Source organism: Mycolicibacterium helvum (assembly GCF_010731895.1).
GTDB classification, from domain to species: domain Bacteria; phylum Actinomycetota; class Actinomycetes; order Mycobacteriales; family Mycobacteriaceae; genus Mycobacterium; species Mycobacterium helvum.
In genome coordinates this window covers 1,989,723-2,014,918 of the sequence record NZ_AP022596.1, presented here as the reverse complement: position 1 = coordinate 2,014,918, position 25,196 = coordinate 1,989,723, and the positions used below count along the sequence as shown (strand labels likewise).

10 protein-coding genes are annotated in these 25,196 nt (G+C 67.3%); 3 read left to right on the top strand and 7 right to left on the bottom strand.

The annotated features are described in order from the left end of the window. Window positions 1-4: 4 nt before the first annotated feature. Together G6N38_RS09285 and G6N38_RS09280 are read right to left on the bottom strand one after the other, a co-directional pair. Window positions 5-4,300: an alpha-(1->3)-arabinofuranosyltransferase gene (locus tag G6N38_RS09285; RefSeq protein WP_163751898.1), complete on the bottom strand. Its 4,296-nt coding sequence runs from the start codon at window positions 4,298-4,300 to the stop codon at window positions 5-7. 46 nt (window positions 4,301-4,346) lie between these two features. After that, complete coding sequence (locus tag G6N38_RS09280; protein ID WP_163747260.1) at window positions 4,347-4,520, bottom strand: DUF2613 domain-containing protein; 174 nt, start codon at window positions 4,518-4,520, stop codon at window positions 4,347-4,349. A 119-nt stretch (window positions 4,521-4,639) separates the two neighbouring features. Between G6N38_RS09280 and G6N38_RS09275 the strand changes: the two genes are divergently transcribed. Further along, on the top strand, window positions 4,640-5,845 hold the full coding sequence (locus G6N38_RS09275) for a glycoside hydrolase family 3 N-terminal domain-containing protein (protein ID WP_163747259.1): 1,206 nt from the start codon (window positions 4,640-4,642) through the stop codon (window positions 5,843-5,845). 43 nt (window positions 5,846-5,888) lie between these two features. Further along, window positions 5,889-6,509: a TetR/AcrR family transcriptional regulator gene (locus tag G6N38_RS09270; protein WP_163747258.1), complete on the top strand. Its 621-nt coding sequence runs from the start codon at window positions 5,889-5,891 to the stop codon at window positions 6,507-6,509. Window positions 6,510-6,540: 31 nt separating this feature from the next. Here G6N38_RS09270 and G6N38_RS09265 read toward each other — a convergent pair whose 3' ends face one another. Together G6N38_RS09265 and G6N38_RS09260 are read right to left on the bottom strand one after the other, a co-directional pair. Continuing rightward, window positions 6,541-7,425, bottom strand: coding sequence for a MaoC/PaaZ C-terminal domain-containing protein (locus tag G6N38_RS09265; protein WP_163747257.1), 885 nt, complete (start codon window positions 7,423-7,425; stop codon window positions 6,541-6,543). After that, window positions 7,398-8,762, bottom strand: coding sequence for a 3-oxoacyl-ACP reductase (locus G6N38_RS09260; RefSeq protein ID WP_163747256.1), 1,365 nt, complete (start codon window positions 8,760-8,762; stop codon window positions 7,398-7,400). Before G6N38_RS09260 ends, G6N38_RS09265 begins: the two co-directional genes overlap by 28 nt. Window positions 8,763-8,880: 118 nt before the next feature. On the opposite strand from G6N38_RS09260, the gene G6N38_RS09255 reads away from it, so the two are divergent. Beyond that, window positions 8,881-10,185, top strand: a complete 1,305-nt coding sequence (locus tag G6N38_RS09255) for an acetyl-CoA C-acetyltransferase (protein WP_163747255.1) — start codon at window positions 8,881-8,883, stop codon at window positions 10,183-10,185. 232 nt (window positions 10,186-10,417) lie between these two features. Here the strand turns inward: G6N38_RS09255 and G6N38_RS09250 are convergent, their stop codons facing one another. From G6N38_RS09250 to G6N38_RS09240, 3 genes are all read right to left on the bottom strand, one after another. Further along, window positions 10,418-11,653, bottom strand: coding sequence for an alpha/beta hydrolase family protein (locus G6N38_RS09250; protein ID WP_407662955.1), 1,236 nt, complete (start codon window positions 11,651-11,653; stop codon window positions 10,418-10,420). A 185-nt stretch (window positions 11,654-11,838) separates the two neighbouring features. After that, window positions 11,839-13,674, bottom strand: coding sequence for an acyl-CoA dehydrogenase (locus G6N38_RS09245; RefSeq protein ID WP_163747254.1), 1,836 nt, complete (start codon window positions 13,672-13,674; stop codon window positions 11,839-11,841). A 295-nt stretch (window positions 13,675-13,969) separates the two neighbouring features. After that, on the bottom strand, window positions 13,970-25,054 hold the full coding sequence (locus G6N38_RS09240) for a type I polyketide synthase (RefSeq protein WP_163747253.1): 11,085 nt from the start codon (window positions 25,052-25,054) through the stop codon (window positions 13,970-13,972). Between the last annotated feature and the right edge of the window lie 142 nt (window positions 25,055-25,196).

Genomic DNA, 25,196 nt, shown 5'->3' with positions numbered 1-25,196 from the left:
CACCCTAGTGGGGAATGCTTGTGTCCTCGGCGGTTTCGCTGTCAGTTTGCGGTGGCGGTTGGTGCTCGGCCGGCGGGCGGGAGCGAAGCGACTCGGGGAATGTGGTGGAGGCGGCCAGCGCGCCAACGGCAATCAGGGCCAGCAGCTGTACCCAGGGTGAGTGACCGATGTAGCCGTCGACCGACCGCCACGGATACCGCGACAGCAGTGCGCCCGCCGCGATCAGTCCGCAGGCGCTGGCCGCCAGCGTCAACCGGTCGCGCAGCCGGGTGCGTCGACGCAGCAGGTAGCCGAGCACCATGGCGGTCCCGAACACCACCAGGCCGCCGACGCCGGCGATCAGCCCACCGGCGGCCAGCACTCCCACACCGGCGAGCACGGGCAGCATCCACGGCCGAGCCGGATCGTGGTCGGTCCGCGGACGACGTGGCGGCACCAGCGCAAGCAGCAGAAGGAGCGGTAGCAGCGATAGTCCGGCGGCAAGGCCGATCCGGTAGACCTGGTTGGACGGGAAGCTCACCGTGATGGCGCCCTGCTCACCGGCGGGAACCACCCAGCCTTGCTGCCAGCCGTTGACCACCACGGGCGTCAGGGTGACGCCGTCGGGCAGGCGGGCGACCCAGCCGGGGTTGACGCTCTCGGGAACCACCAGCACCCGTGCGGTGGGCGCGCGCACGACGTTGAACTCCCTGCGGTCCGGGCCCCAGCTGGTGATGTCGGCGGGAGTTATTGGTGCGGTGGGTATTTGGTCGGCCTGCGGCCCGCTCAGCTGGGCGCCGTCCACGACGAACGCCGAGCCGGGACTGATGAGCAGCTCTTGCTGGCCGGCCGGAAGCGCGATCGGTGTCGGGTCGCACGCGCGGGCCGGGATCGGCTGGCCGTCCAGCAATGCGCCGACCGTGGTGGTCACCGACGTCTGCACGAACCGCCCCGATACCGCGATGATGGGGCCCTCGCCGCAGGGGATCTCGATGGTCCGTTTCCGGTTGCTGGCGGCGTCGGCGGGCGCGACGGGCTTCCCGTCCGGCCCAAGAACCGCGACCTCAGCCAGGCCGGGGGGCTTGAGCTGGTCGAAACCCAATGCGGTGCGGTCGATTACGTCATCCCAGTTCAGCAGGCTGATTCGCACCGTATCGGTGACCCTCGGCCGCAGGGCCACCGTCTGGGTATCCGCGTGCGGGTCGGCTGCCAGACGGCGGGTCTGAGGGCCGTCGCCGAGGTCGATGGCGACCATCGTGGGATGGGTGGGTAGCGGCGAGGCACTCGGGGTCAGCGCCAGCCCGGTGACCTCGGTCGGCTTCGGCAGCGTGATGGTCAGCGTGGGCGCGCTGCGGTGTTGCACCACATTCTGCGGCGCGGTCCACGCAGTACGCGGATCGCCGTCGGTCGCCGCGTAGGCCGATCCGTCGACGTCGATCAGATCGGCGTCGGCGCGCGACCGGGTGGTGCCCGGCTGCGCGATCAGGTCCGCCAGGTGCGGGCCTTGCCGGGCGCGCACCCATACTGTCGGGCTGACCTCGATCGGTTTGGGCACCGTCAGGGTGCGGCTCAGAGTGACCGGTTCCTCGGGGGCCTGCGCCATCGAGGCTGCGCAGTGCACGCCATCGGGAGAATCCGCGCAGCCTTGCCGGCCGAGCAACTCAGCGCCCAGATCCCATGCCGCGACCGTTGATCCGCCAGGTGGGCCCGGCACCACCATGCTGTGCCGAAGGTCGATGTGATGCGCGAAACCGGACGCGTCGTACTGGGTGACCGACAGATCGGTGATGCCGAACTGGACCCCCGACGAGCCATCGTCGGTGCCGATCGCGGTGATCCGCACCCACGGCGACTCTCCGTACGGCAGGGCCACTGCCAGCGGCTTCCCGGGCTCGTTGAAACGCACTGTGGTGGTGCCATTTTGGGTCGAGACCTGGATGCGGCGCACTTGGGCGCCGACGGCGGTGGCGCTCGGGGTGAGTGTCAGCGTCGCGTTCGTGACGGGATGGTCGAAGTCGATCTGCAGCCACTGTCCGACCGCGGCTTGCAGGGAGTTGGACACCCAGGCGGTGGCCGGGTCGCCGTCGATGGCCGCGGCAGGGCCGCTGGCCGGGGCGACGTTGGGCAGCGCGGTGGCATCCGAGGAGGAACTCGACGCGGACAGCCGCCCGCCGGTCCAGGCGCCGTGCACGAGCTTGGCACCCGGAACCGGATAGTCGGGCACCCGGTTGAAGGTGTTGCGGCGGTCGCCCTCGGCCCTGGCTGACGAGGAGTGGTCGTCGACGCGGCCGTAGTCGGTCTCTCGGTTGACAGGAGTGTCGGTGACGGTGACCAGTGGGACCGCGAGCCCGGCCCGCTGGGCGTCGGACGTCAGCACCATCGGCCCCAGTGGGGCCTGGCGCAGCAGTCGGCGCCGTTCGTCGATGCGCAGCAATACCTCGGGCCCGCCGTCGACGCGGGCCATTCGGCTGGCGTCGGTCAGATAGGGTGCGCCCGGATTGCCCTGTGTGCCAACACGATAGATCTCGACAGCCGGGTATCGGGGGCGCAGCCCGCTGTCACTGATGAAGCCCTCTAGGGTGCCGGGACCGACCGGCTCGCCGAACTGGGCCACCTTCTGCAGACCCGGTGAACCGTCGATGGCCCGGTGCACCAGCAGTGGGCGCGCCGACCGCGACTTGTCCGGGTCGAGGTCATTGCGCACGACGACATAGGAGATGCCCTGGCGGGCCAGGGTGTCTGCCAACCCCGCTGACGGCCGGCCGGCGGCGAACAACCGCTGCACCGAGTCCAGCGCGCGGATGGTCTGCGGAGGGGTCAACGGTATGGAATCGCGGACACCCCAAGGGCTTTCGCCGAGAACCTGCAGCGGCTCGTCGTGACTGTTGCCCCAGACCTGGGTGGCGAACGGTGCACCGGGGACCACCAGCACCCGGCCTGGCGTGGGATCGCCGGTGTTGTGCTCGGTCAGCCAGTCCGCGGCCTGGTGCCAGTAGTCGGGGATGGCGCGAAACGCGCCCGGCGGGGTGAGCCGGCCGGTCCAGGCCATCGAGGTGGCCACCATCAATGCTGCAAGGACGACGATGCCGACTGCCACCCGTTTGTCGTTCTCGGGGTGGGCGAAGGCCCGGATCCACACCGGTCGTGGCGCGCCGCCAGGCAACGGGATACGGCCCAGCAGGTGCGCCAGTCCCAGCACCAGCGGGATCCGGATCACCGGCTCCAGCTTGTGCACGTTGCGCAGCGGCGCGCCCGCCGCGTCGAGGAAGGCCTGCACCTGGTGCGCGATGGCTGAACCCAGCCCGCCGGAGTAGCCGACGCTCAACAGGACCACGCCGATCAGCAGCATGGCGATCAGCCGACCCCGCGCCGGCATGGACCGCAGCGCCAACCCGGCCATCCCGCCGGCGGCCACCAGTGTGGTGGCCAGCACCATCGCCGGTTGGGTCACCAGCTCGGCGGCCGCGGTGGCATTGGGCGCGACGTACGGCGTCCAGCTGTCGGTGCCGCGCAGCATCTCGGTCAGCGAGGTCCACTGTGTAGTGACCCCGGAGGACTCGATGAAATCCAGGAACGGCGGGCTGATCCGGCCGAGCGCCAGAAGAGCGACCACCCACCACGTGACGGCCAGCACCGAGGCAAGTGCCCACCACCCGGTGAACCGCCACCACACTCGGTTGGGCCGATGGCACAGCCACCAGATGATCGCGGGCAGACAGCCGGTGATCGTGGCCACCGCGTTGACCGCGCCCATCAACGCCAGCGCGATCCCGGCCCGCCCGGCCAGCATCCGCAGGGACCGGCTCCTGCCCTCGGCGGCTCCGTTGCCGCCCCGTAAAGCCAGGATCACCGGCAGCAGCACCCAGGGCGCCAACATCATCGGGAGGGTTTCCGAGGAGATCGACCCCAGCGTCGTCAGCACCCGGGGTGACAACGCGAAGGCGACGGCTCCGATGACGCGCGACGGCGTGGTCCCGATGCCCAGCGCCTCGGCCACCCGCAGCAGCCCCCAGAACCCGGCGGTCAGCAGCAGTGCCCACCACAGCCGCTGGGTGATCCAGCCGGGCACGCCGAGGGTGTCGCCCAGGAGGAAGAACGCCCCGTGCGGGAACAGATAGCCGTAGGCCTGGTTCTGCGCCTGTCCGAACGGCAGGTCGCTGTTCCACAGGTTGGCCGCGCGGGCCAGGAAGCGCAGCGGGTTGGCGGTCAGGTCGAGTTTGGTGTCCGGTGAGATCAGCCCCGGCGACTGCGCGAAGCACAGCACCAGCGCCACGACGAAAGCACCGCCGAGCCAGCGTCGCGATACCGGCGGGGTGGTGATGTGCGCCTCCGTGACCGCAGGGGAGGCGGCGGCGAGCGTGCTCAGACTAGCCGCGGTTGCCGTACTCGACGCGGTTCAGCACCGACGATGCCGGATCGCCGGGCGACAACGGCGGCTTGGTGTCCTGCTGGATCATCAACGTCGTGCCGAATATCGCCGCAGCCCCGAGCAGTAGGCCGACCACGATGCTGGCGGCGGCAGGAACCACGAACCGGGTCATGATCGGTTCTCCTCGCAGGTGCTGGGGGCGGCTGTCTCGCTGGGTGAATACCCGCTGGCCAACCTAGCATGCGGCGAACCTTGGTTGGCCCCCGCCGACGGCCATGACAGCATGTGCGGATGCCTATCCGCCTGCTCTCGATTCGCGGAATCGCGGCCCTGTCGACACTGCCATTGCTTCTGGTCGGCTGCTCAGCCCCTGCTTCGCGCACCGGAGCCTCGTCGTCGGCTCCCGTCAGTACGTCGTCGTCGGCCAGCCCGATGGCCGGCCCTGTCCCGGCGCCCGCGGCGCCGGCGCAACCCGCTTGCGGCGACGGCCCGGCGTTGCTGAGCTCGATGTCCACCCGCGACAAGCTGGCCCAAGTGCTGATGGTCGGGGTGAAGGGCAGTGCGGACGCCCGCGCCGTGGTGGACACCTATCACGTCGGCGGCATCTTCATCGGCAGCTGGACCGACCTGTCGATGCTGACCGACGGCTCGCTGCCGGACATCGCCAACGCCGGGCCGCTGCCGCTGGCCGTCAGCGTCGACGAGGAGGGCGGCCGCGTGGAGCGGCTGTCCTCGCTGATCGGGACGGCCCCGTCGGCCCGGGTGCTGGCCGCGACCCAAACCCCTGATCAGGTGTACCAACTGGCGCTCGACCGCGGAAACAAGATGCGCGGTATGGGCATCACCGTCGATTTCGCGCCCGTCGTCGATGTCACCGATGCTGCCGACGACACCGTGATCGGGGACCGGTCGTTCTCCAACGACCCGGCCGTGGTGACCGCCTACGCCGGCGCTTACGCACGGGGCCTGCGCGACGCCGGGCTGCTGCCGGTGCTCAAGCACTTTCCCGGCCACGGGCACGGATCGGGCGACTCGCATACCGCCGGAGCGGTCACCACCCCGCCACTGGCGGATCTGCAGACCAACGACCTGATTCCCTACCGCACGTTGACTCTCGACTTGCCTGTCGCCGTCATGGTCGGCCACCTCGAGGTGCCGGGGCTGACCGGGACGATGCCGGCCAGCCTCAGCGCTGCGGCGGTGGGTCTGTTGCGCAGTGGCGGCTACGGCGGGCCGGGGTTCGATGGGCCGGTGTTCAGTGACGATTTGTCCAGCATGGCGGCGATCTCCGATCGGTATGGCGTCGCCGAGGCCGTGCTGCGCAGCCTGCAGGCCGGTATCGATGTGACGCTGTGGGTGACCACCGACGAGGTGCCCGCGGTGCTGGACCGATTGGAGAAGGCGGTTAACGCCGGCGAGTTGTCGCTGCCCGCGGTCGAAACATCCATACTGCGAATGGCGCGCTTGAAGGGACAAAGTCCGCGTTGCGGCGGTTAGCCTGAATGCTCGACCTCGGAGTTCGGTATCGAAGGGCAGTGATATGGCAGGTGGCACCAAGCGGTTGCCCCGTGCCGTGCGGGAGCAGCAGATGCTCGACGCCGCTGTCCAGATGTTCTCGGTCAACGGTTATCACGAGACGTCGATGGACGTCATCGCCGCCGAGGCGCAGATCTCCAAGCCGATGCTCTACCTGTACTACGGCTCCAAGGAAGAACTGTTCGGGGCCTGCCTGAGCCGGGAACTGAGCCGCTTCACCGAAGCGATCCGCGAGGACATCGACCTCAAACAGAGTCCGCACGACCTGTTGCGCAGCGTCATCCTGTCGGTGCTGCGGTACATCGACGCCAACCGGGCCTCGTGGATTGTGCTCTACACCCAGGCGACCAGCTCGCAGGCGTTCGCCCACACTGTTCGAGAGGGCCGCGAGAAGATCATCGACATGGTGGCGCGGTTGGTGGAGGCCGGCACTCGGCATCCCGAGCCCAACACGGACTTTCACATGATGGCCGTGGCGCTGGTGGGCGCCGGGGAGGCCGTCGCGGCCCGGGTCAGCGCCGGCGATGCCGATGTGGACGAAGCCGCCGATATGTTGATCAACCTGTTCTGGCGCGGCCTGAAGGGCTCGCCCGCGGACCGGGATGCCTCACCTGCAACGGCGTAGTCCGGGGCCCCGCTTCTCCCAGGCTCGACGCTCACATTCCGCGAATCGTTCCGGTCAGGTGCGGGTAACCCTTGGACATGTTGCGCAGCGCGATGTCCCAGCCGCCGGCCACCCGGTCGACGTAGAGGCCGGCACTGGCGGGCAGGATGACGGGTTTGCCGAACTTCACCGAGTAGCGCACGGCATCGGGCAGTTGAGCCTCGATGTTCGCCAGAACAGCTGCCGCACTGAACATTCCGTGGGCGATGACGGTGGGGAAGCCGAACAGCTTGGCGCCGATCACATTGGTGTGGATCGGGTTGTGATCCCCGCCGATCGACGCGTAGCGCCGGATCTTGCCGGGACTGATCCGCAGAATTGCGTTGGGCGGCGGAAGTTTCGGTCGCTTGGGTGGCTCCGGTTTGGGTCCTCCGGACAAGCTGGTGCGTTGCTGATGCAGGAACGTGGTGACCTGATGCCAGGCGAGCTCGTTGCCCACATGGACGTCGGCGACGACGTCGACCAGCAGACCTTTGCGGTGCTCGCGCAGATTCTCGGCGTGAACCTTTACCGTCACGGTGTCGGTGACCGCGATCGGGCGGTACTGGGTGATCTCGTTCTCGACGTGGACTGCGCCCATGGCGGCGAACGGGAAGTCGAAACCGGTGATCAGCGCCATCACCGTCGGAAATGTCAGTACGAACGGATACGTCAGCGGCACGGTGTCGCCGAACCGCAGTCCGGTGACCGCGGCGTAGGCGGCGACGTTCGACGGGTCGATGGCGAGTCCGTCGACGGTCAGCGTGCGGTTGGGCAGGCGCTCACTGCGTGGAATGAACGGCAGCGATCCGGCGGCCGCGCGCAGCAGGTTCTGCAAGCCACTTGGCTGTTCGGTCACAGTGCTCAAGGTCAGGCTCCCAGAATCGCTTGGCCGCATACCCGGATCACGTTGCCGGTCACGGCATTCGAGGCGGGGCTGGCGAAATAGGCGATGGTCTCGGCCACGTCCACCGGCTTGCCACCCTGGTACAGGGAGTTCAGCCGGCGGCCGACCTCCCGGGTGGCCAACGGGATCGCCGCGGTCATCGCCGTCTCGATGAACCCGGGTGCGACGGCATTGATGGTGATGCCCTTGTCCGCCAGCCCGGGAGCCAGCGCCTGCGTGAGGCCGATCATGCCGGCCTTGGTGGTCGCGTAGTTGGTCTGCCCCCGGTTTCCGGCGATACCGGCCATCGACGACAGCCCGATGATCCGGCCGCCGTCGCCGATGCTGCCGTTGGCGACCAGGCCCTCGGTAAGGCGTTGCGGAGCAAGCAGATTCACCGCGACGACGGCGTCCCAGCGGGCGTCGTCCATATTCGCCAGCAGCTTGTCCCTGGTGATGCCGGCGTTGTTGACCAGAATGTCGGCGCGGCCCCCATTGTGATCGGAGTAGTGCTCACGTAAGTGTTGGGTGATCTTGTCCACGGCGTCGGCGGCGGTGACGTCCAGCGCCAGCGCGGTGCCGCCCACTTTCGCCGCCGTCTCCTCGAGCGCGGACGCAGCGTTTTCAATGTCGATCGCGATGACCTTGGCGCCGTCGCGGGCGAACACCTCGGCGATCGTGGCCCCGATGCCCCGTGCCGCGCCCGTCACGATGCCGACCTTGCCGGTTAGCGGCTTGTCCCAGTCGGCGGGTGGGGTGGAGTCCGCCGCACCGACGTAGAACACCTGGGCGTCGACGTAGGCCGACTTGCCCGACAGGATGAACCGCAGCGTCGATTCCAGGCCTGTCGCAGCGGGTTTGGCCGCCGGTGACAGATACACCAGCGCCACGGTGGCGCCGCGCCGCAGCTCCTTGCCCAACGAGCGGGTGAACCCCTCCAGCGCTCGCTGGGCGATGCGTTCGTCGGTGCTGGCGGCCTCGTCGGGGGTGGTGCCAACGACGACGAGGCGTGCCGACGGCCCGAGGTTGCGCTGCAACGGGGTGAAGAACTCGTAGAGGCCGCGCAGCTGTGCCGGTTCGGTGATGCCGGTGGCATCGAACACCAGGCCGCCGAATGAGTCGGCCCAGCGGCCGCCGAGATTATCGGCCACCAGGTCGTAGTCCTCGGCCAGCGCCACCCGCAGCGGTTCGACCACACGTCCGGCGCCGCCGATCAACAGCGAGCCGGCCAGCGGCGGTTCGCCGGGCCGGTAGCGGCGCAGCGTCTCCGGCTGCGGAATGCCGAGCTGCTTGGCCAGCAGTGACCCTGGTGTGGAGTTGACGATCTGAGAAAAGAGGTCGGAAGCCACCAACGTGCCTTTCGGGTTGCGATGCGGGGACCTGTAACGAACTTACTCCAGAGTAAGGACCGTGCGTAGTATGGGTGGGTATACCCCCTTTCAAACCGAACTTTAGGCGGAGATTGACGTGGCCTCTACCAGTGGAAACAGTCGCCGGGTCGCTGTGATCGGCGGCAACCGCATCCCGTTCGCGCGATCGGACGGCGCCTATGCGGAGGCATCGAATCAGGACATGTTCACCGCCGCGTTGGGCGGTCTGGTGGACCGATTTGACCTGGCCGGCGAGCGGCTCGGCGCGGTGATCGGCGGGGCGGTGCTCAAGCACAGCCGTGACTTCAACCTGATGCGGGAGAGCGTGCTGGGCAGCCAGCTCTCCCCCTATACGCCGGCGATTGATCTGCAGCAGGCCTGCGGGACGGGGCTGCAGGCGGCGATCGCGGCCGCCGACGGAATCGCTGCAGGCCGCTACGAGGTCGCGGCCGCCGGCGGGGTGGACACGACGTCCGACGCCCCGATCGGGCTCGGCGACGATCTGCGTCGCACCCTGCTCGGTCTGCGGCGGTCCAAGTCGAACATGGATCGGCTCAAGCTGGTCGGCAAGCTGCCCGCATCGCTGGGCATCGAGATCCCGACCAATGGGGAACCCCGCACGGGGTTGTCGATGGGCGACCACGCCGCGATCACCGCCAAGAAGATGGGCATCAAACGCGTCGATCAGGACGAGCTGGCCGCGGCCAGCCACCGCAACATGGCGGCCGCCTACGACCGCGGCTTCTTCGATGATCTCGTCACGCCGTTCCTCGGGCTCTACCGGGACAACAACCTGCGTGCCGACTCCAGCGCCGAGAAACTGGCCAAGCTGAAGCCGGTGTTCGGAGTGCGCAACGGCGACGCCACGATGACCGCGGGCAACTCGACGCCGCTGACCGACGGTGCCTCGGTGGCGTTGCTGGCGAGCGAGGAGTGGGCAACGTCACACTCACTGACTCCGCTGGCTTACTTCGTCGATTCCGAGACCGCCGCAGTGGACTACGTCAACGGTTCGGACGGCCTGTTGATGGCTCCCACCTACGCCGTGCCACGCCTGCTGGCGCGCAACGGCCTGGCGTTGCAGGACTTCGACTTCTACGAGATTCACGAGGCGTTCGCGTCGGTGGTGCTGGCGCATCTGCAGGCATGGGAGTCCGAGGAATACTGCAAGGAGCTGCTAGGACTCGACTCCGCGCTGGGTGCTATCGACCGCTCCAAGCTCAATGTCAACGGTTCCTCGCTGGCCGCGGGCCATCCTTTTGCCGCCACTGGCGGGCGCATCGTGGCTCAGCTCGCTAAGCAGTTGGCCGAGAAGAAAAAGGAGACCGGGCAGCCCGTTCGCGGGCTCATCTCGATCTGCGCGGCGGGCGGCCAGGGCGTCACCGCGATCCTCGAGGCGTAGCGAACGGATGCTTCATTCCAGAAAAAGATCGCGGAAAAAAGTTTCCCAGGGTTTGTAACGAACCCATCCGGGTTACAGATGTATTGGATAGCTCCGTGTTGCCGTCTGACCCCCCGACCCGACGGCAACACGGGGCATCCTCTTTGTTTGCGTCGCATTGACGTGAACGAAGGAACCGCCGCTGGACAGGAGGGGATTCCAGCGGCGGTTTCCATGGAAGCTGACCGCTGGCTCAGGCCCCGGAATCCACCAGCCCCGATTGCACCAGGGCCGCATCGACGAACTGTTGAACCGGACGAGCTTGGAAGAACCCGGTGTGACCGCCGCGGTACCAGCCGATGTTCGGGCGCCCCCAGTGCTCCCACAGTCCGAGCACCTGCTCGCGCGGATGCACAATCCGGTCGGCAACCCCGGCGTAGATGAACCGGCCTTCGGGAGCCACCTTCGGTTGGAGCGACAGCGGGGAGATCATCTCGCCGATCGGTTCGGCCAATTCCAGCGTGCGATGGCGGGGGTCGTCGGTGCCCAAGCCGGCGTGGCGGCCCAGGATCGACACCAGGTTCGCCGGCGGCACGCCGAGGATCGCACAGGTGAGCCCCTCGTCGAGGCTGGCGACCAGTGCCGCGATGTAGCCGCCCAGCGAGATGCTGTTCAACCCGATCTTGGCGTCGGGCTGTTGGAGGCGAATCCAGGCCAGCACCCGACGGATGTCCCATACCGCCTGTGCGGTGGCGTGGACGTCGTCCATCACATCTTCACCAGGGAAGACCGCGCCCTTGGGCAAGCCTTTGGCACGTGGACCGTGCATCGGCAGTACCGGCAGCACCACGTTGAGGCCGAAGTTCTCATGCAGATGCCAGGCTCGGAACAGGGTGAGGTCCAGGTTGGCGCGGCCCATCTCGGTGCCGTGTACACACACCAGCCACGGACGCGGTTCCCGGTGGCGCAGCATCATCGCGTATTCGCGGTGGTTGCCGGTGTAGCTCAGCCAGCGGGCGCGGCCGGGTTCGCGGGCGTACGGCTGGTAGCCACTGTCGAACTTGATCCGCTCGTGGGTGCGGCCACGGACCTTGTACGACCGGATGGTCACGTCTTTCGGGGCTGGCGGGGCGGCGAAGAAACCCTCCGGGCGGGCCAGCCAGCCCCGCTTGCCGTAGAGGTCGATGGCCTTGACCACCTCGGTGTTGATCTTCTCGTAGACGGCCGCGTCGCTCAGCGGGCGGCGCATCCGCAGCCCGACCAGGACGATCTCGTCACGCAGCGCGTGGGTGGCCAGTGAGAGCGTCGGGCGGGCGACGGGCAACTCGTTGTTGCCGCCATCGAGGTATGCCCCCCAGGAACGGGCGTAGTAGCCGCCGGCTTTTGTGAAGGGCCCGACAATATTCGCCAGTGGGCTCGCGTTGGTTGGCTTTCTGCCGGTTGCAGCGGGATGCACGGGAATCGCTTCGTTGCTGTCAGGCATCGCCATTACTAGAATGTAGCGGATCGCCAGCTAACTGCCAGGGCCCAAAGTCCCGACGTAGGTCGGTTGTGGCGCAATTGCCGGCAAAAAGTGACCAAAGCCCGTGAGTCGCTGCTGCCGGGCACCGACGGGTTCGAACGCCAGCGGCCCCGAGACCGATATGGTCCCGGGGCCGCCTAAGCGTCGAAACTCTAGAAGGCAGCTTCGTCGAGCTCCATGATGTCGTTGTCGATGGTCTCGATCACCAGTCGCGTGCTGGTCAGCAGCGGCAGGAAGCTCTTGGCGAAGAACGACGCCACGGCGATCTTGCCCTCGTAGAACGAGCGGTCGGCACCGGTGGCGCCGGCATCCAGCGCCGCAATGGCGACCGCAGCCTGACGCTGCAGCAGCCAGCCGATGACCAGGTCACCGACGCTCATCAGGAAGCGCACCGAAGCCAGACCCACCTTGTAGATGCTGCTCGCGTCTTCCTGCGCGGCCATCAGGTAGCCGGTCATCGAAGCGGCCATCGCCTGGACGTCCTCGAGAGCCTTGGCAAGCAGTTCACGTTCGGTCTTGAGCCGGCCGTTGCCCGCCTCGTTGGCGATCAGCGCGCTGATCTCGCCCGCGACGTGGGCCAGTGCGACACCCTTGTCCCGCACGATCTTCCGGAAGAAGAAGTCCTGCGCCTGGATGGCGGTGGTGCCCTCGTAGAGCGAGTCGATCTTCGCGTCACGGATGTACTGCTCGATCGGGTAGTCCTGCAGGAAGCCGGAACCGCCGAAGGTCTGCAGGCTCTCGGTGAGCTTGCCGTAGGCCTGCTCGGAGCCGACACCCTTGACGATCGGCAGCAGCAGGTCGTTGACCTTGGCCGCCAGCTCGGGCTCGACATCGTGGACGGCCTTGGCGACGGCGGCGTCCTGGAACGTCGCGGTGTAGAGGTACAGCGCACGCAGGCCCTCGGCATAGGCCTTCTGGGTCATCAGGCTGCGACGTACGTCGGGGTGGTGAGTGATCGTCACACGCGGCGCGGTCTTGTCGGTCATCTGGGTGAGGTCGGCACCCTGCACGCGCTCCTTGGCGTACTCCAGAGCGTTCAGGTAACCGGTCGACAGCGTGGCAATCGCCTTGGTGCCCACCATCATTCGGGCCTGCTCGATCACGTCGAACATCTGCGCGATGCCGTCGTGCACGTCACCGACGAGCCAGCCGACGGCGGGTGTGCCGTGCTGTCCGAGGGACAGCTCGCAAGTCGCGGAAACCTTGAGGCCCATCTTGTGCTCGACATTGGTGACGAACACGCCGTTGCGCTCACGGGGCTCACCGGTTTCGGGGTCGAAGTGGAACTTCGGCACGAAGAACAGGGACAGGCCCTTGGTGCCGGGTCCGGCGCCCTCGGGGCGGGCCAGGACCAGATGCATGATGTTCTCGAACAGGTCGTCGGAGTCACCCGAGGTGATGAAGCGCTTGACGCCGTCGATGTGCCAGGTGCCGTCCTCCTGCTGGACCGCCTTGGTGCGGCCGGCGCCGACATCGGAGCCGGCGTCGGGCTCGGTGAGGACCATCGTGGCGCCCCAGCCGCGCTCGGCGGCCATGACAGCCCACTTCTTCTGCTCGTCAGTGCCGTTGTTGTAGAAGATCTCGCACATGCCCGCGCCCATCGCGTACATGTAGGCCGCGGGGTTTGCGCCGAGCACGTGCTCGATCAGTGCCCACTGCAGTGCGCGCGGTACCGGCATGCCGCCGAGTTCCTCGGCAAGTCCGACCTTGTCCCAGCCGCCGTCGATCAGCGCGCGCATCGACTTCTTGAAGGCGTCGGGCAGCGTCACGGTATGGGTCTCGGGGTCGAAGACCGGCGGGTTGCGGTCGCCCTCGACGAACGAATCGGCAAGCGGGCCCGCGGCTAGCTTGCTCATCTCGGCGAGCATTTCCTTGGCGGTGTCTGTGTCGAGCTCGGTGTACTTGCCTTCACCGAATGCCTTGTCGATGCCGTAGACCTCGAACAGGTTGAATACCTGGTCGCGCACGTTGGACTTGTAGTGGCTCATGACGGTTACTCCTCAGCGAGAAAGTCATCTGAACTTGGGCTTTGTGGTTGGGTACTCGGGTCTAAGTTACCCACCAGTAACCCGAAACTATACCGGCGGGTAACCGGAACGCAAGTCCCTGTGAGCAAGTTCAGTCGGCTAATCAACCCACTGGTTGGGTTGGCACTTCGCTGCGTCGGTCAGCTGTGGTGCATCCGCTGGTCAACACAGGTAATAACGAGGACATGTGGTGCCATCTAAAACAGCGATAGCGGTGCGACCTTGGTCACACCGCTATCGCATTTAAGCCCTGCGGTCAGTCCTCGGGGGCGGCCTCGGCCTCGTTCTGGGCAGCGACCTCAGACTCGGAAGCGGATTCTGTGGGCTCCTGGGCCGCGGGACCCTCCGGGGCCTCGGGAGCTCCCGCATCGACCGATGGCGCGGCGGAATCGGGCAGTTGCGACACCAGATGCTCGGCGAGTTCTGCAAGCGTCGGGTAATCGAACACCGCAGTTGGGCTGATGTCGAACTTGCCGCCGAACTGGCCGAACAACCGGTTGCGGAGTTCGACCGCCATCAATGAATCGGTGCCGAGGTCCAGGAATCTGCTGGACGCGGCCGGCGGTTGGGCGAGCCGAAGGAAACCCTGCACCTCGCGTTGCAGGAACTCGGTAACGAAGCCTCCCCGCGCCGCCACGGGCAGTTCCAGCAGCTGCCGCAGCATCTCGCTGTCGCCGGTAACCGTTCCGTCGCCACTGGGCAGTACCTGATCCAGCAGCGGCGGACGGATACCGCCCAGCATCTTCGCGGTCCGTTGCCAGTTGGCCTTGAGCACAGTGGCCTGCGCCGCGCCGTGCCGGATGGCCTCGCCGAGAGCAGCCAACGCCGCCGACGGCTCCAGCGGCATCATGCCCTGGGCGCTGAGGTTGGCGACAGCGGCCTGCGAGCTGGCCATGCCACCGTGCCCCCACGGGCCGAAGTTGACGGCCGTTGCCGGGAGGCCTTGCGCTCTGCGTTGCGCGACGAGCCCGTCCAGCAGGGCGTTCGCCGTGGCGTAGTTGGCCTGCGACGGCGACCCCAGCACTGCCGAGGCTGATGAGTAGAGGATGAAGAACTCGAGGTCATCGTCCACCGTCAACCGGTGCAGATGGTGCGCACCGTAAGCCTTGGGGCCCAAAGCGGTTCGGAACCGCTCAAGGTCCTGTTCGGGGAGCAGGGCATCGTTGAGTACGCCGGCGAGGTGTGCCACGCCCGCCAGCGGCGGCAGTTCGGCCCGGATCTTCTCCAACAGCGCGGCGACTTCGGACTCCACGCCGACATCGGCGGAGAAGACGTGAATCCGGCAGTGGAACCGTTCGACGATGGCATCGATGGCCTGCTGGATCTCGGCATCCGGAACACGACGGCTGGTCAGCACGATGTCACCCGCCCCGAGCTGGGCCAGATGCGACGCCGTGTGCAGACCGAGGGCCCCGAGACCGCCGGTGACCAGGTAGCTCCGATCACCGCGCGGCTGAAGCGGTTTGGGCATCTGCACCACGATCTTGCCGATGTGGCGTGCCTGTTGCATGCGCCGGAACGCGGTCCTGGCCTCGGTCAGCGGATAGACCTCGGCCGGCACCGGTGTCCACTCACCCGTGGCCAACCCGTCGGACACCTCGACCATCAGCTTCTGGATGTGATCCGGGTCGGTCATCATCGTCACGTCCAGGGCAACGATCTCGTAGGCGATATCGGGCCGCAGCGCGGCCATCTGCTCGGCGGTCCAGATATCGCGCTTGGCGATCTCGGCGAACCGGCCGCCCTTGGCGGTCGCCCGCACCGTGGCCTCGACAAAGCCCTCGTTGGTCAGGGAGTTGAGTACCACGTCAACGCCATGACCGCCAGTTGCCTCCAATATCTGATCCGCGAAATCTGTTGTGCGCGAGTCGTAGACGTACTCGACGCCCATCTCGCGCAGCGTCGCGCGCTTGTATTTGCTGGCGGTGGCGAACACGGTCGCACCGTGCGCCCGGGCCATCTGCACCGCGGCCAACCCCACGCCACCGCTCGCGGCGTGGATGAGCACCTTGTCGCCTGGCTTGAGCTTGGCCCAGTCGAAGGCGAGTCGAACCGTCAGTGCCGCGGCGGGAATGGTCGCCGCATCCACTGCGCCGATGCCCTCGGGAACTCCTGCCAACAACGGTGCAGGCACATTCAGTCGACTGGCGAAGGCGCCTTGCATGGAGCCGAAAACCCGCTGACCGATTTCGAATCCCGTTACCTCGGAACCTAATTCGGTGACCACACCGCACAGGTCGCCGCCAATCGGGCCCGGATCTCCGGGGTAGAGGCCGAGCACGTTCAGCACGTCGCGGAAGTTGAGGCCGGCGGCTTCGATCCGGACTTGCACTTCGTTCGGCTTCGGCGGGGTCACCACCGCCTCGGTCAGGCGCAGATTGTCGATCGCGCCGCGCTCGGTGGGCGCCAGGGCGTAGTCGTCGCTGCGTGGCATCGGCAGCTGGCCGTTGCGGGCCCAATGCAGCAGCCGGGACACCAGGAATCGTCCCTGCCGCACCGCCATTTCGGGCTCGACCACTGCTGTGCCGAGCGCACCGGCCAGCCAGCTCAGCGACTCGTCGGAGCCGTCCCCGTCCACCAGTCGAATACGCAGCGTCGGCTGCTCGGCGACCAGCGTGCGCCCAAATCCCCACAGGGCGGCTTGGACGGGATCGACCGGCTCCCCGGGTTCAGTCGCCACCGCACTCTCGGTGACGATCCACACCCCGTCGGCCAGAGTGGCCTTCTGTGCGGCTTGCGCGGTCAACGCAGTCTGAGTTGCGCTGAGCAAGGTCGCTATCTCGGCCTCCAGCCGTGCTGCGAGGTCGGCGGTAGATCCGGATGAGTCCGGCTGTCCGAAGCCGCGCCAGACGATTCCGGTGACCGGCGCACCGCGCTCGGCCGCCTCGGCAAACGCCCGCTGCCAGGACTGGGCGTCGGTGACGTCATCCACGGTCGTGGCGCCGGGGACTTCGGCCGCCAAAGCGTCGAATCCGGCGATCAGCCAGGTGCCGTTCGAGGTCTTGGCGGTTTCCCGTTCGGCGTCTCCGGTAACTGGGGCCGCGATCTCTTGCCAGCCCAGGCTGTACAGCAGCCGGGTCGAGTCCCCACCCAGTCCACGCAGCAGCGCCTCGCGCGGGGCACGCTTGACGGTGAACTCGTGGATCCCGCCCAGCACCCGCCCTTCGGGGCTCAGGAAGTCGATGTCGAAGACCTGGGTTTCATTGGTGAGGGCGTTCTCATGCCAGCGGGCCCGGCAGTAGAACCGTCGCGGCATCTTCTCGGCCACCGTGACTTGCCCGTACCGCAAGGGCAGGAACAGATCCGACATCCCCTGCTCGGCGGCCAGCGTCGCAGGGAAGGCCGGGAACGCCACACCGGTGCACAGGTCCAGCAGTACCGGGTGGATCGGTTCAGCGCCCAGGTGTTCGGCGAGTTCCTCACCGATAGCGATATCGCCGATGGCCTCACTCTGGCCGACCCACAACGATTTCAGCGAGGTCGACCACGTCGGTCCCCAGGCCAGTTCCATGTCGTGGAAGATGTCGAACAGTTCCTGTGGGCGGGTGCGATTCATCTGTTCGATCGCCTCGTCCGGGGACAGTGTGCTCTCCTGCGCTCCATCGGGATCGACGCCCGCCAGCAGGGTTCCGTCGGAGTTCAGCGACCACTCGGTGTCCCGGACCCCGTAGGGCCGGCTGTGCACCTGGAACTTCCAGCCGTCATCGACCGGATGCAGGGTGAGCTGGACTTCACGGGATGCCTTGTCAGGCAGGATGATCGGCTCGTAGAAGAAGACTTCCTTGACCCGAGCCGGCGCTCCTGCCGAAGCCAGTGCCATCGCCGCGTACGTCGCGCCGGGAACGACCACAGTGCCGTAGATGACGTGATGCGCCAACCACGGCTGGGTCTTGACCGACAGCACGGTGGTGTAGACGGTGTCGCCGGAAGCGAGATCCTTGGCACTGCCCAGGATTCCGGAGAGTCGAACGCCGTCAGCACCTCCGCCTGAAAGGCCGGACGTCTTGGGCCAGTAGCGGCGGCGCTGGAACGGATAGGTCGGCAGTTCGAGTCGGTGGCTCGGAGCGTGGTGCTTGGCGGCGAAGTCCGGCCGGTGCCCGCAGATGTAGGCCGTGGCAAGAGCTTCGGTGATCTGGCGCTGGGCATTGGCGCCCTTGCGCAACGAGACGATCGCGCGCGGCGTTGTCGAGGTCTCGGGCCAGATCTGCAGTGCGGCCGCGGTCAGGATCGGCTGCGGGCCGATCTCCATCAGTACCGAGCAGCCCAGCCCGGCCACGGTTCGCACACTCTCGGTGAACTGCACCGGTTGACGGGAATGCCGCCGCCAATACGCTGCGTTGAGCGGCGTCTCACTGGTGAGGACGGCACCGGTCCGGTTGCAGACCAGCGGCCTGGACGGCACGGCGTACTCGAATTGCTTGGCGAACGCCTCGAATTCGTCGAGCACCGGATCCAGCAATTCCGAATGGAAGGCGTGGCTGGTCTCCAGCCAGGTGCAGCGGGTGCCATCCTCGCTGCAGGCGGCGACGACCTGTTCCAGATCCTCGCCCGGACCCGACAGCACCGTGTTGCGGCCGTTGTAGGCACCCACCGAAACCCGAGGGAAGGCAGCCGCGGCACGCTCCACGTATTCCGGATCGGCGAACACAGCCACCATCCGCCCGCCCGCCGGCAGGCTGCCGAACAGCCGGCCTCGTTCGGCAATCAACCGGGCGCCGTCTTCGAGGCTGAAGACCCCGGCCACGCACGCCGCCGCATACTGGCCGACGCTGTGGCCCAGCACCACGTCGGGCTCGATGCCCCACGACTGCCACAGCCGCGCCAAGCCCATCTCCACTGCGAAGATCGCCGGCTGGGCAAACGACGTGTGCCGCAATGTTTCTGCAGCCTCACGGTCACTGGAGAACAGCACGTCCAGCAGTGGACGCGGCAGCATCGGATCCACGGCCTGCGCACAGCGCCGCACAGTGTCGGCGAAGACCGGCTCGGTGTCGAACAATTCGCGCGCCATGCCCGGATACTGGCTGCCCTGCCCGGGGAAGAACCACGCCGTGGTGGGCGGGTCGGTGCACTCGCCTCGGAGTACGCCCGGACGCAACCGGTTCGCCACCAGATCGTCCAGCAGCATCTTGGCCTCTTGGCCGGACGTTGCGACCACCGCGGCTCGATGTTCGAAGTGGGAACGTCCCGCCCCGGCGGTGAAACACACGTCGGCGAGCGAGGATTCGGTATGGGTGTCCAGCCAGGTGGAGTAACGCTGGGCCAGGGCGACCAGGCCTTGCGCCGACCGCGCAGATAGCGGCAACAGGCTCAACGGTTCGCGGGCTGCCGCTGCGGCGGGTGCGCCGTCCACAGGTTCGTCGGCGACATCGTCAGCCAGTGCGGGCTGCGGCGCCTCTTCGATCAGGACGTGTGCGTTGGTGCCGGTGAAGCCGAACGAGCTGACACCGGCCCGCCGCGGCCTGCCGTTGGCGTGCCATGGTGTCGCCTTGTCCACGACCTGCACCGGCAGTGAGTCCCACGGGATGTGCGGCGACGGATTCTGGAAGTGCAGGCTCCGCGGGAGCAGATCGTGCTGTAGCGACAACACCACCTTGACCAATCCGGCGACACCGGCCGCGGACTCCAAATGCCCGATGTTGGTTTTGGCCGTTCCCATCAACAGCGGCCGGTTCGAGTCCCGGCCGTCGCCATAGGCCGCCGCGGCGGCCTGCACTTCGATCGGATCGCCCAGCGGGGTGCCAGTACCGTGCGCTTCGAGGTAGTCGACGTCCCCACCACGCAGGCCCGCACGCGTCAGTGCCGCAGTGATAAGGCGCTGTTGGGCACCACCATTGGGCACTGTCAAACCACTGGAGGCGCCATCCTGGTTGACCGCGCTGCTGCGGATGACCGCGCAGACCCGGTCGCCGTCGCGCTGCGCGTCGCTCAGGCGCTTGAGCACCAGAATGCCGCAACCCTCACCGCGGGCGTAGCCGTCGGCCGCCGCGTCGAAGGTCTTGCATCGGCCGTCGGGGGCCAGCATCCGCGCGCGGGACGCGGCGACGATGGACGCCGGGCTCAACAGAACGTTGACGCCACCGGCCAGGGCCATATCGCAGTCGCCCGAGTGCAGTGCCTGACTGGCCTGATGGACGGCCACCAGCGATGAGCTGCAGGCGGTGTCCACCGCCATGGCCGGTCCTTCCAGGCCGAGAGTGAACGCCACCCGGCCGGCAATGGCATTGAGCGCGTTGCCGGTGATGAAATGGGCTTCCAGGTTCTCGACCGATTCGCCCGACAGCAGATGCGAATATTCGTTGGCGCCCACGCCGACGAAGACACCGGTTCGGCTGCCGCGCAGCGAAGCCGGCGAGTATCCCGCCCGTTCCAGGCTTTCCCACGCAATCTCGAGCATCAGGCGCTGCTGCGGATCGATCCAGACGGCTTCGCGCGGAGAAATGCCGAAGAACTCCGGATCGAATCCATCGACGCTGTCCAGGTATCCGCCGCTGCGGGTGTAGATCTTGCCCGGCATCTGTTGATCGGGGTCGTAGAACTGGTCGACGTCGAAGCGGTCCTCGGGGATTTCCCGAATCGCATCAACCCCGCCTGATAGCACCTCCCAGTACGCGTCGGCGTCTGGCGAGCCGGGGAACCGGCAGGCCACTGCGATGATGGCGATCGGTTCGTCGGTCGCCGAGGTCGCGAGTGAGGTCGGCTGGGTCACAAGTTGACTGCCGGCGCGTTCGTTCAGGTTGAGCACGTCCGAGAGCAGGTGGTCCGCCACGTCGGACAGCCGCGGGAAGTCCATGGCCAGCGTCGCCGGGAGCTCCTTGCCAACCGCCTGCTCCAGCCGGCGCCGCAGCTCCACGGCCATCAGGGAATCCATACCGAGATCGAAGAATCCGGCCTCTTCCCGGATCTCGGACGCGTCGATCCGCGTCACCTCCGCGACGGTGTTGCGGAGGTGTTCGAGGACGAGTTTCTTGCGTTGCTGCACTGGAGCGGCGATGAGCTGCTCGACCAGTCGGGTATTGACGGGCGAGCCCGACGTCCCAGTCGCGGACACCGATTCCGGCACCTCGCGGCCCACCTCGGCCAGCAGTGCTCGACGGCCGGCTTGTAAGTAGATCGGCAGGAAGCGGGCCCAGTCCATCCGCGCCACCACTGCCTGCGCCGGACCCTGTGCACCCGCCGCGGCCATGACGTCGGCCATCCCGGCCAGTGCGTCTGAGGGCGACAGAGTACGGATGCCCCGGCGGTCGAGTTGTGTTCGGGCGTCCTGGTCGGCCATGCCTGCCGACCACGGACCGAAGTTGACGCTGATCGCGGGAACGCCCTGCTCGCGCAGCCGCCAGGTCAGCCCGTCGAGGAACGCGTTGGCTGCGCTGTAGGCGGTCTGGCCGTAGCTGCCCCACACCGACGATATCGAGGAGGTCGACAAGAAGAAGTCCAGGTTCAGATCTGTGCTTGCCTCGCTCAGATACCAAGCACCCCAGACTTTCCCGGCGAAAACCCGATCCACCTCGGTGCCCTCCAAGGAGCTCAGGGGGGTGGTGTTGTTCTCGCCTGCGGCGTGCACGATGCCGGCCAATGGGGGGAGTTCGGCCTGCACCGTGGCGAGTAGGCGCGCGACATCGTGTGGGTCGGCGACATCGGCGGCGATCACCCGGACACTGCAGCCGTGTTGTTCGCGGAGCGCGTCGATGCGGCGTTGTGTTGCTTCGTCGGGTGTCCGCCGGCCGGTGAGCACCAGCTGCTGTGCGCCGTGCGCGGCCAGATATCCCGCAATCTCGAGTCCGAGCGAGCCCAATCCACCGGTCACCAGATATGTTGCGTTGGCGCGCAATTCCAATGCCGTCGAGTTGGGTTGTCCGGTACGGCGAACGAGCCGGGGAACCTGCACGGTCTCCGCCCGAAGCGCGATCTGGTCTTCGCCCGGAGACGCCGTGACGACCTGCTTGACCAACCGGGACCACTCGTCGGCGCCGCGGCTGGACAGGTCGACCAGCCCGCCCCATACCTGCGGATACTCCAGTGCGGCCGCGCGGCAGAATCCCCACAGGCTGCTCTGCTCGGGTGACACCGCGTCGTCATCGGTAACACGTTGTGCACCTTGGGTTGTCACCCAGATCGGGGTGCGCAGTTCAGCGGCGGCCGCGGCGCGGAACAGCCGCTGGGTGCCACCAAGGACCCGGTGCTGCATCCGCAACAGCGAGCGCATCGACGACGGCCCGTCGGAGTCCAGCGCCGCGATATGCAGGATGCGCAGCTCGGGCTCATCATGGACCGCGACGCGCAATTCGTCGACGAGGCGTTCCTCGTCGGCGTCGGACACCGGTAGTCCGAGGACCCGGTGCCGGTGGCCGTTGGTGGTCAACGCGTCGATCAACGGCCGCATGATCACGGCGTCATCGCCGATGAGCAGCCAAGCGGCGCCTTCACCGATCTCTGCGGGCGAGGAGTTGGAGGACCGTTCCCAGCGGATCTCGTAGCGGATGTCAGCGATCGACTGCGCGCTTCGTTGCCGGTTATGTTGTGCGGCAAGCTTGTTCAGTACGTCGGCGGTCGTCTGGCTGGCACCGGCGACATCGAGCAGGGCGGCGAGTTCGTCAATTCGGCCGTCCTCGAGCAGCCGGACGGCTTCGGTGCGCGCACCGTCGGTCGTGGTCGTCTGAACCTGCTTGTTGCTGAACCAGTACTGCCGATGCTGGAAGGGATAGGTCGGCAGGTCGAGCTTGTGCGCCGGCTGCGGCACCAGCGCGCCGAAGTCGGGCAGATGTCCGGCGACATAGGCGTTGGCCAGTGCTTCGGTGACCTGGCGGTGGTCGGCGCCGTTGCGACGCAGCGACGGCACCGCTTTGGGTGCGGTCGCCGGGTCTGGCCAGGCCCGCAGGGCCGCGGCGGTGAGTACCGGCTGTGGGCCGACTTCGAGCAGCAGTGCGCAGCCAAGCTCGGCCAATGTGGCCACGCCCTTGGCGAACTGAACCGGCTGGCGCGCGTGGCGCCGCCAGTAGGAGCCGTCAAGTTTGGCGTTACGCCCGAGGGCGGCACCCGTCCGGTTGCACACCAGAATCCGTTGTGGCGCGCCGAATTCGAACCCATTCGCATAAGACTCGAATGCGTCCAGGGCTGGATCCAGCAGCGCCGAATGGAATGCGTGGCTGGTGTCCAGCCAGTCACAGCGGGCGCCGTCGTCCGTCAGCTGGGCCACCGCATGCTCCAGGTCGGCCGCAGGCCCGGACAGGACCGTGTTGGCGCCGTTGTAGGCGGCCACCGACAGGCTCGGGAACTCGTCGGTGAGGCGTTCGACCCGGTCGGGGTCGGCGAAGATCGCGCACATCCGCCCACCGGTGGGCAGGTCCCCGAACATGCGGCCCCGCTCGGCCAGCAGCCGGGCGCCGTCCTCGAGGCTGAACACGCCCGCCACACAGGCCGCCGAGTACTGCCCAACACTGTGTCCGAGCACCACATCCGGTTCGAAGCCCCGCGACTGCCAGAGCCTGGCCAGGCCCATCTCCACAGCGAATATCGCCGGTTGGGCGTGCCGGGTCTGCTTCAGGGTCTCGGTGCCATCCGCGTCAAAGATGATGTCCAGCAACGGCTTTTCCTGCGCACCGGCAACCGCCTCGGCGCACCGGGTCATGGTCTCGGCGAACACCGGTTCGGTCTCGAAGAGCTCGCGGGCCATGCCGGCGTACTGACTGCCCTGCCCAGGGAACAACCACGCGGTCTTGGGTGTATCGACGCTGTCACCGCGCACCAGTCCGGGGGCCGGCAGATCGTCAGCGAGTGCACCGAGCAGCTCCCGTGCGGACTCCAGGGAATTGACCACCAAGGCGGCCCGGTGCTCGAAGTGGGCGCGACCGGCGCCGGCCGTCAGGCACACGTCGGCCAGGGTGGCCTCCGGATGCTCGCTGAGCCAGCTGCGGTAGTTCTCGGCGGTCTGTACCAACGCGGCCGGGGTGCGGGCCGACAGCGGAAGCACCATGAACCGGCGGTCATCGGCCGGAACTGCTGCAGCGGTGGTGGGGGCGACTTGAGGTGCTTCTTCGAGGATGACGTGCGCATTGGTGCCGGAGAAGCCGAACGAGCTGACGCCCGCGATACGGGGCTTCTCGGAGCGCTCCCAGGCGACCGCTTCGTCCACGACGCGCACGGGAATCCGATCCCAGGGAATGTGCGGTGACGGATTGCGGAAGTGCAAGTGCTGAGGTAGTTCCTGGTGTTCCAGGGACAGGACGACTTTGAGGACACCGGCGACACCGGCCGCGGCTTCCAGATGTCCGATGTTGGTCTTCGCCGACCCGATCAGCAGCGGCTGGTCGGGATCGCGGCCTTTGCCCAGCGCGGCAGCGGCGGCCTGGACCTCGATGGGATCGCCCAGCGAGGTCCCGGTCCCGTGTGCCTCCAGATAGCCGATATCGCTGGGGTCCAGCCCCGCGGAGGCCAGCGCCTCACTGATCACGCGCTGCTGGGCTACCCCGTTCGGCACCGTCAGGCCGCCCGATGCGCCGTCCTGGTTGACTGCGCTGCCACGGATCACCGCCCGAATACGGTCACCGTCTCGGATCGCGTCTTCGAGGCGTTTCACGGCGATCACACCGCAGCCTTCACCGCGCACATAGCCGTCGGCCGCGGCGTCGAAGGTCTTGCATCGGCCGTCGGGCGCCAGCATCCGGGAATGGGAGAAGGTGATCATGGTGGCCGGGCTGAGGATGACGTTCACCCCACCGGCCAGCGCGAGGTCACATTCGCCCAGACGCAGCGCCTGGCAGGCCTGATGAATCGCCACCAGCGACGAGCTGCACGCGGTGTCGACGGTGACGGCCGGGCCCTGCAGCCCCAATCGGTAGCTGATTCGGCCAGCGGCGGCCGCGCTGGACGTGCCGATTGCCAGATACGCCTCGATTTCGGGGTAGGTCAGTGCGTCCGATGCCATGCCGAGGAAGTCATGGGTGGCCAAACCGACGAACACGCCGGTGCGGGTGTTCGTCAAAGTCGTTGGCGCGGTGCCGGAATGCTCGACGGCGCGCCAGGCGGTCTCCAGGAGCAATCGGTGTTGCGGGTCCATCACATTGGCTTCGCGGGCCGACACTCCGAAGAACGGTGCGTCGAACCCGGTGGCATCGTCGACGAATCCTGCGCGACGGGTGACGATCTTGCCGGGAGCGTCTGGGTCGGGGTCGAAGAACTCGTCGACATCCCACCGGTCCTGGGGCACCTCGGTGACCGCGTCCCGACCGTTGTGCAGCAGGTCCCAGTATTGGTCCGCATCCGCGGCGCCGGGAAAGCGGGCTGCGTAGCCGATGATCGCGAAGCGGGGTGCCTGCTGCGTCGGACGTTGGGTTAATGCCATCAGGGTGTGCTCTCCGCGTCGGGCCGGTAAATCGTCGTTACGAAGGGAGACCACGTCAGGCCCAGGATTAACTTCCGAACGGCCACGGCCCGGTCATCTCCCGACAGCGACGGCCGGCTCAATCTCCCGGGGGCCAGTATTG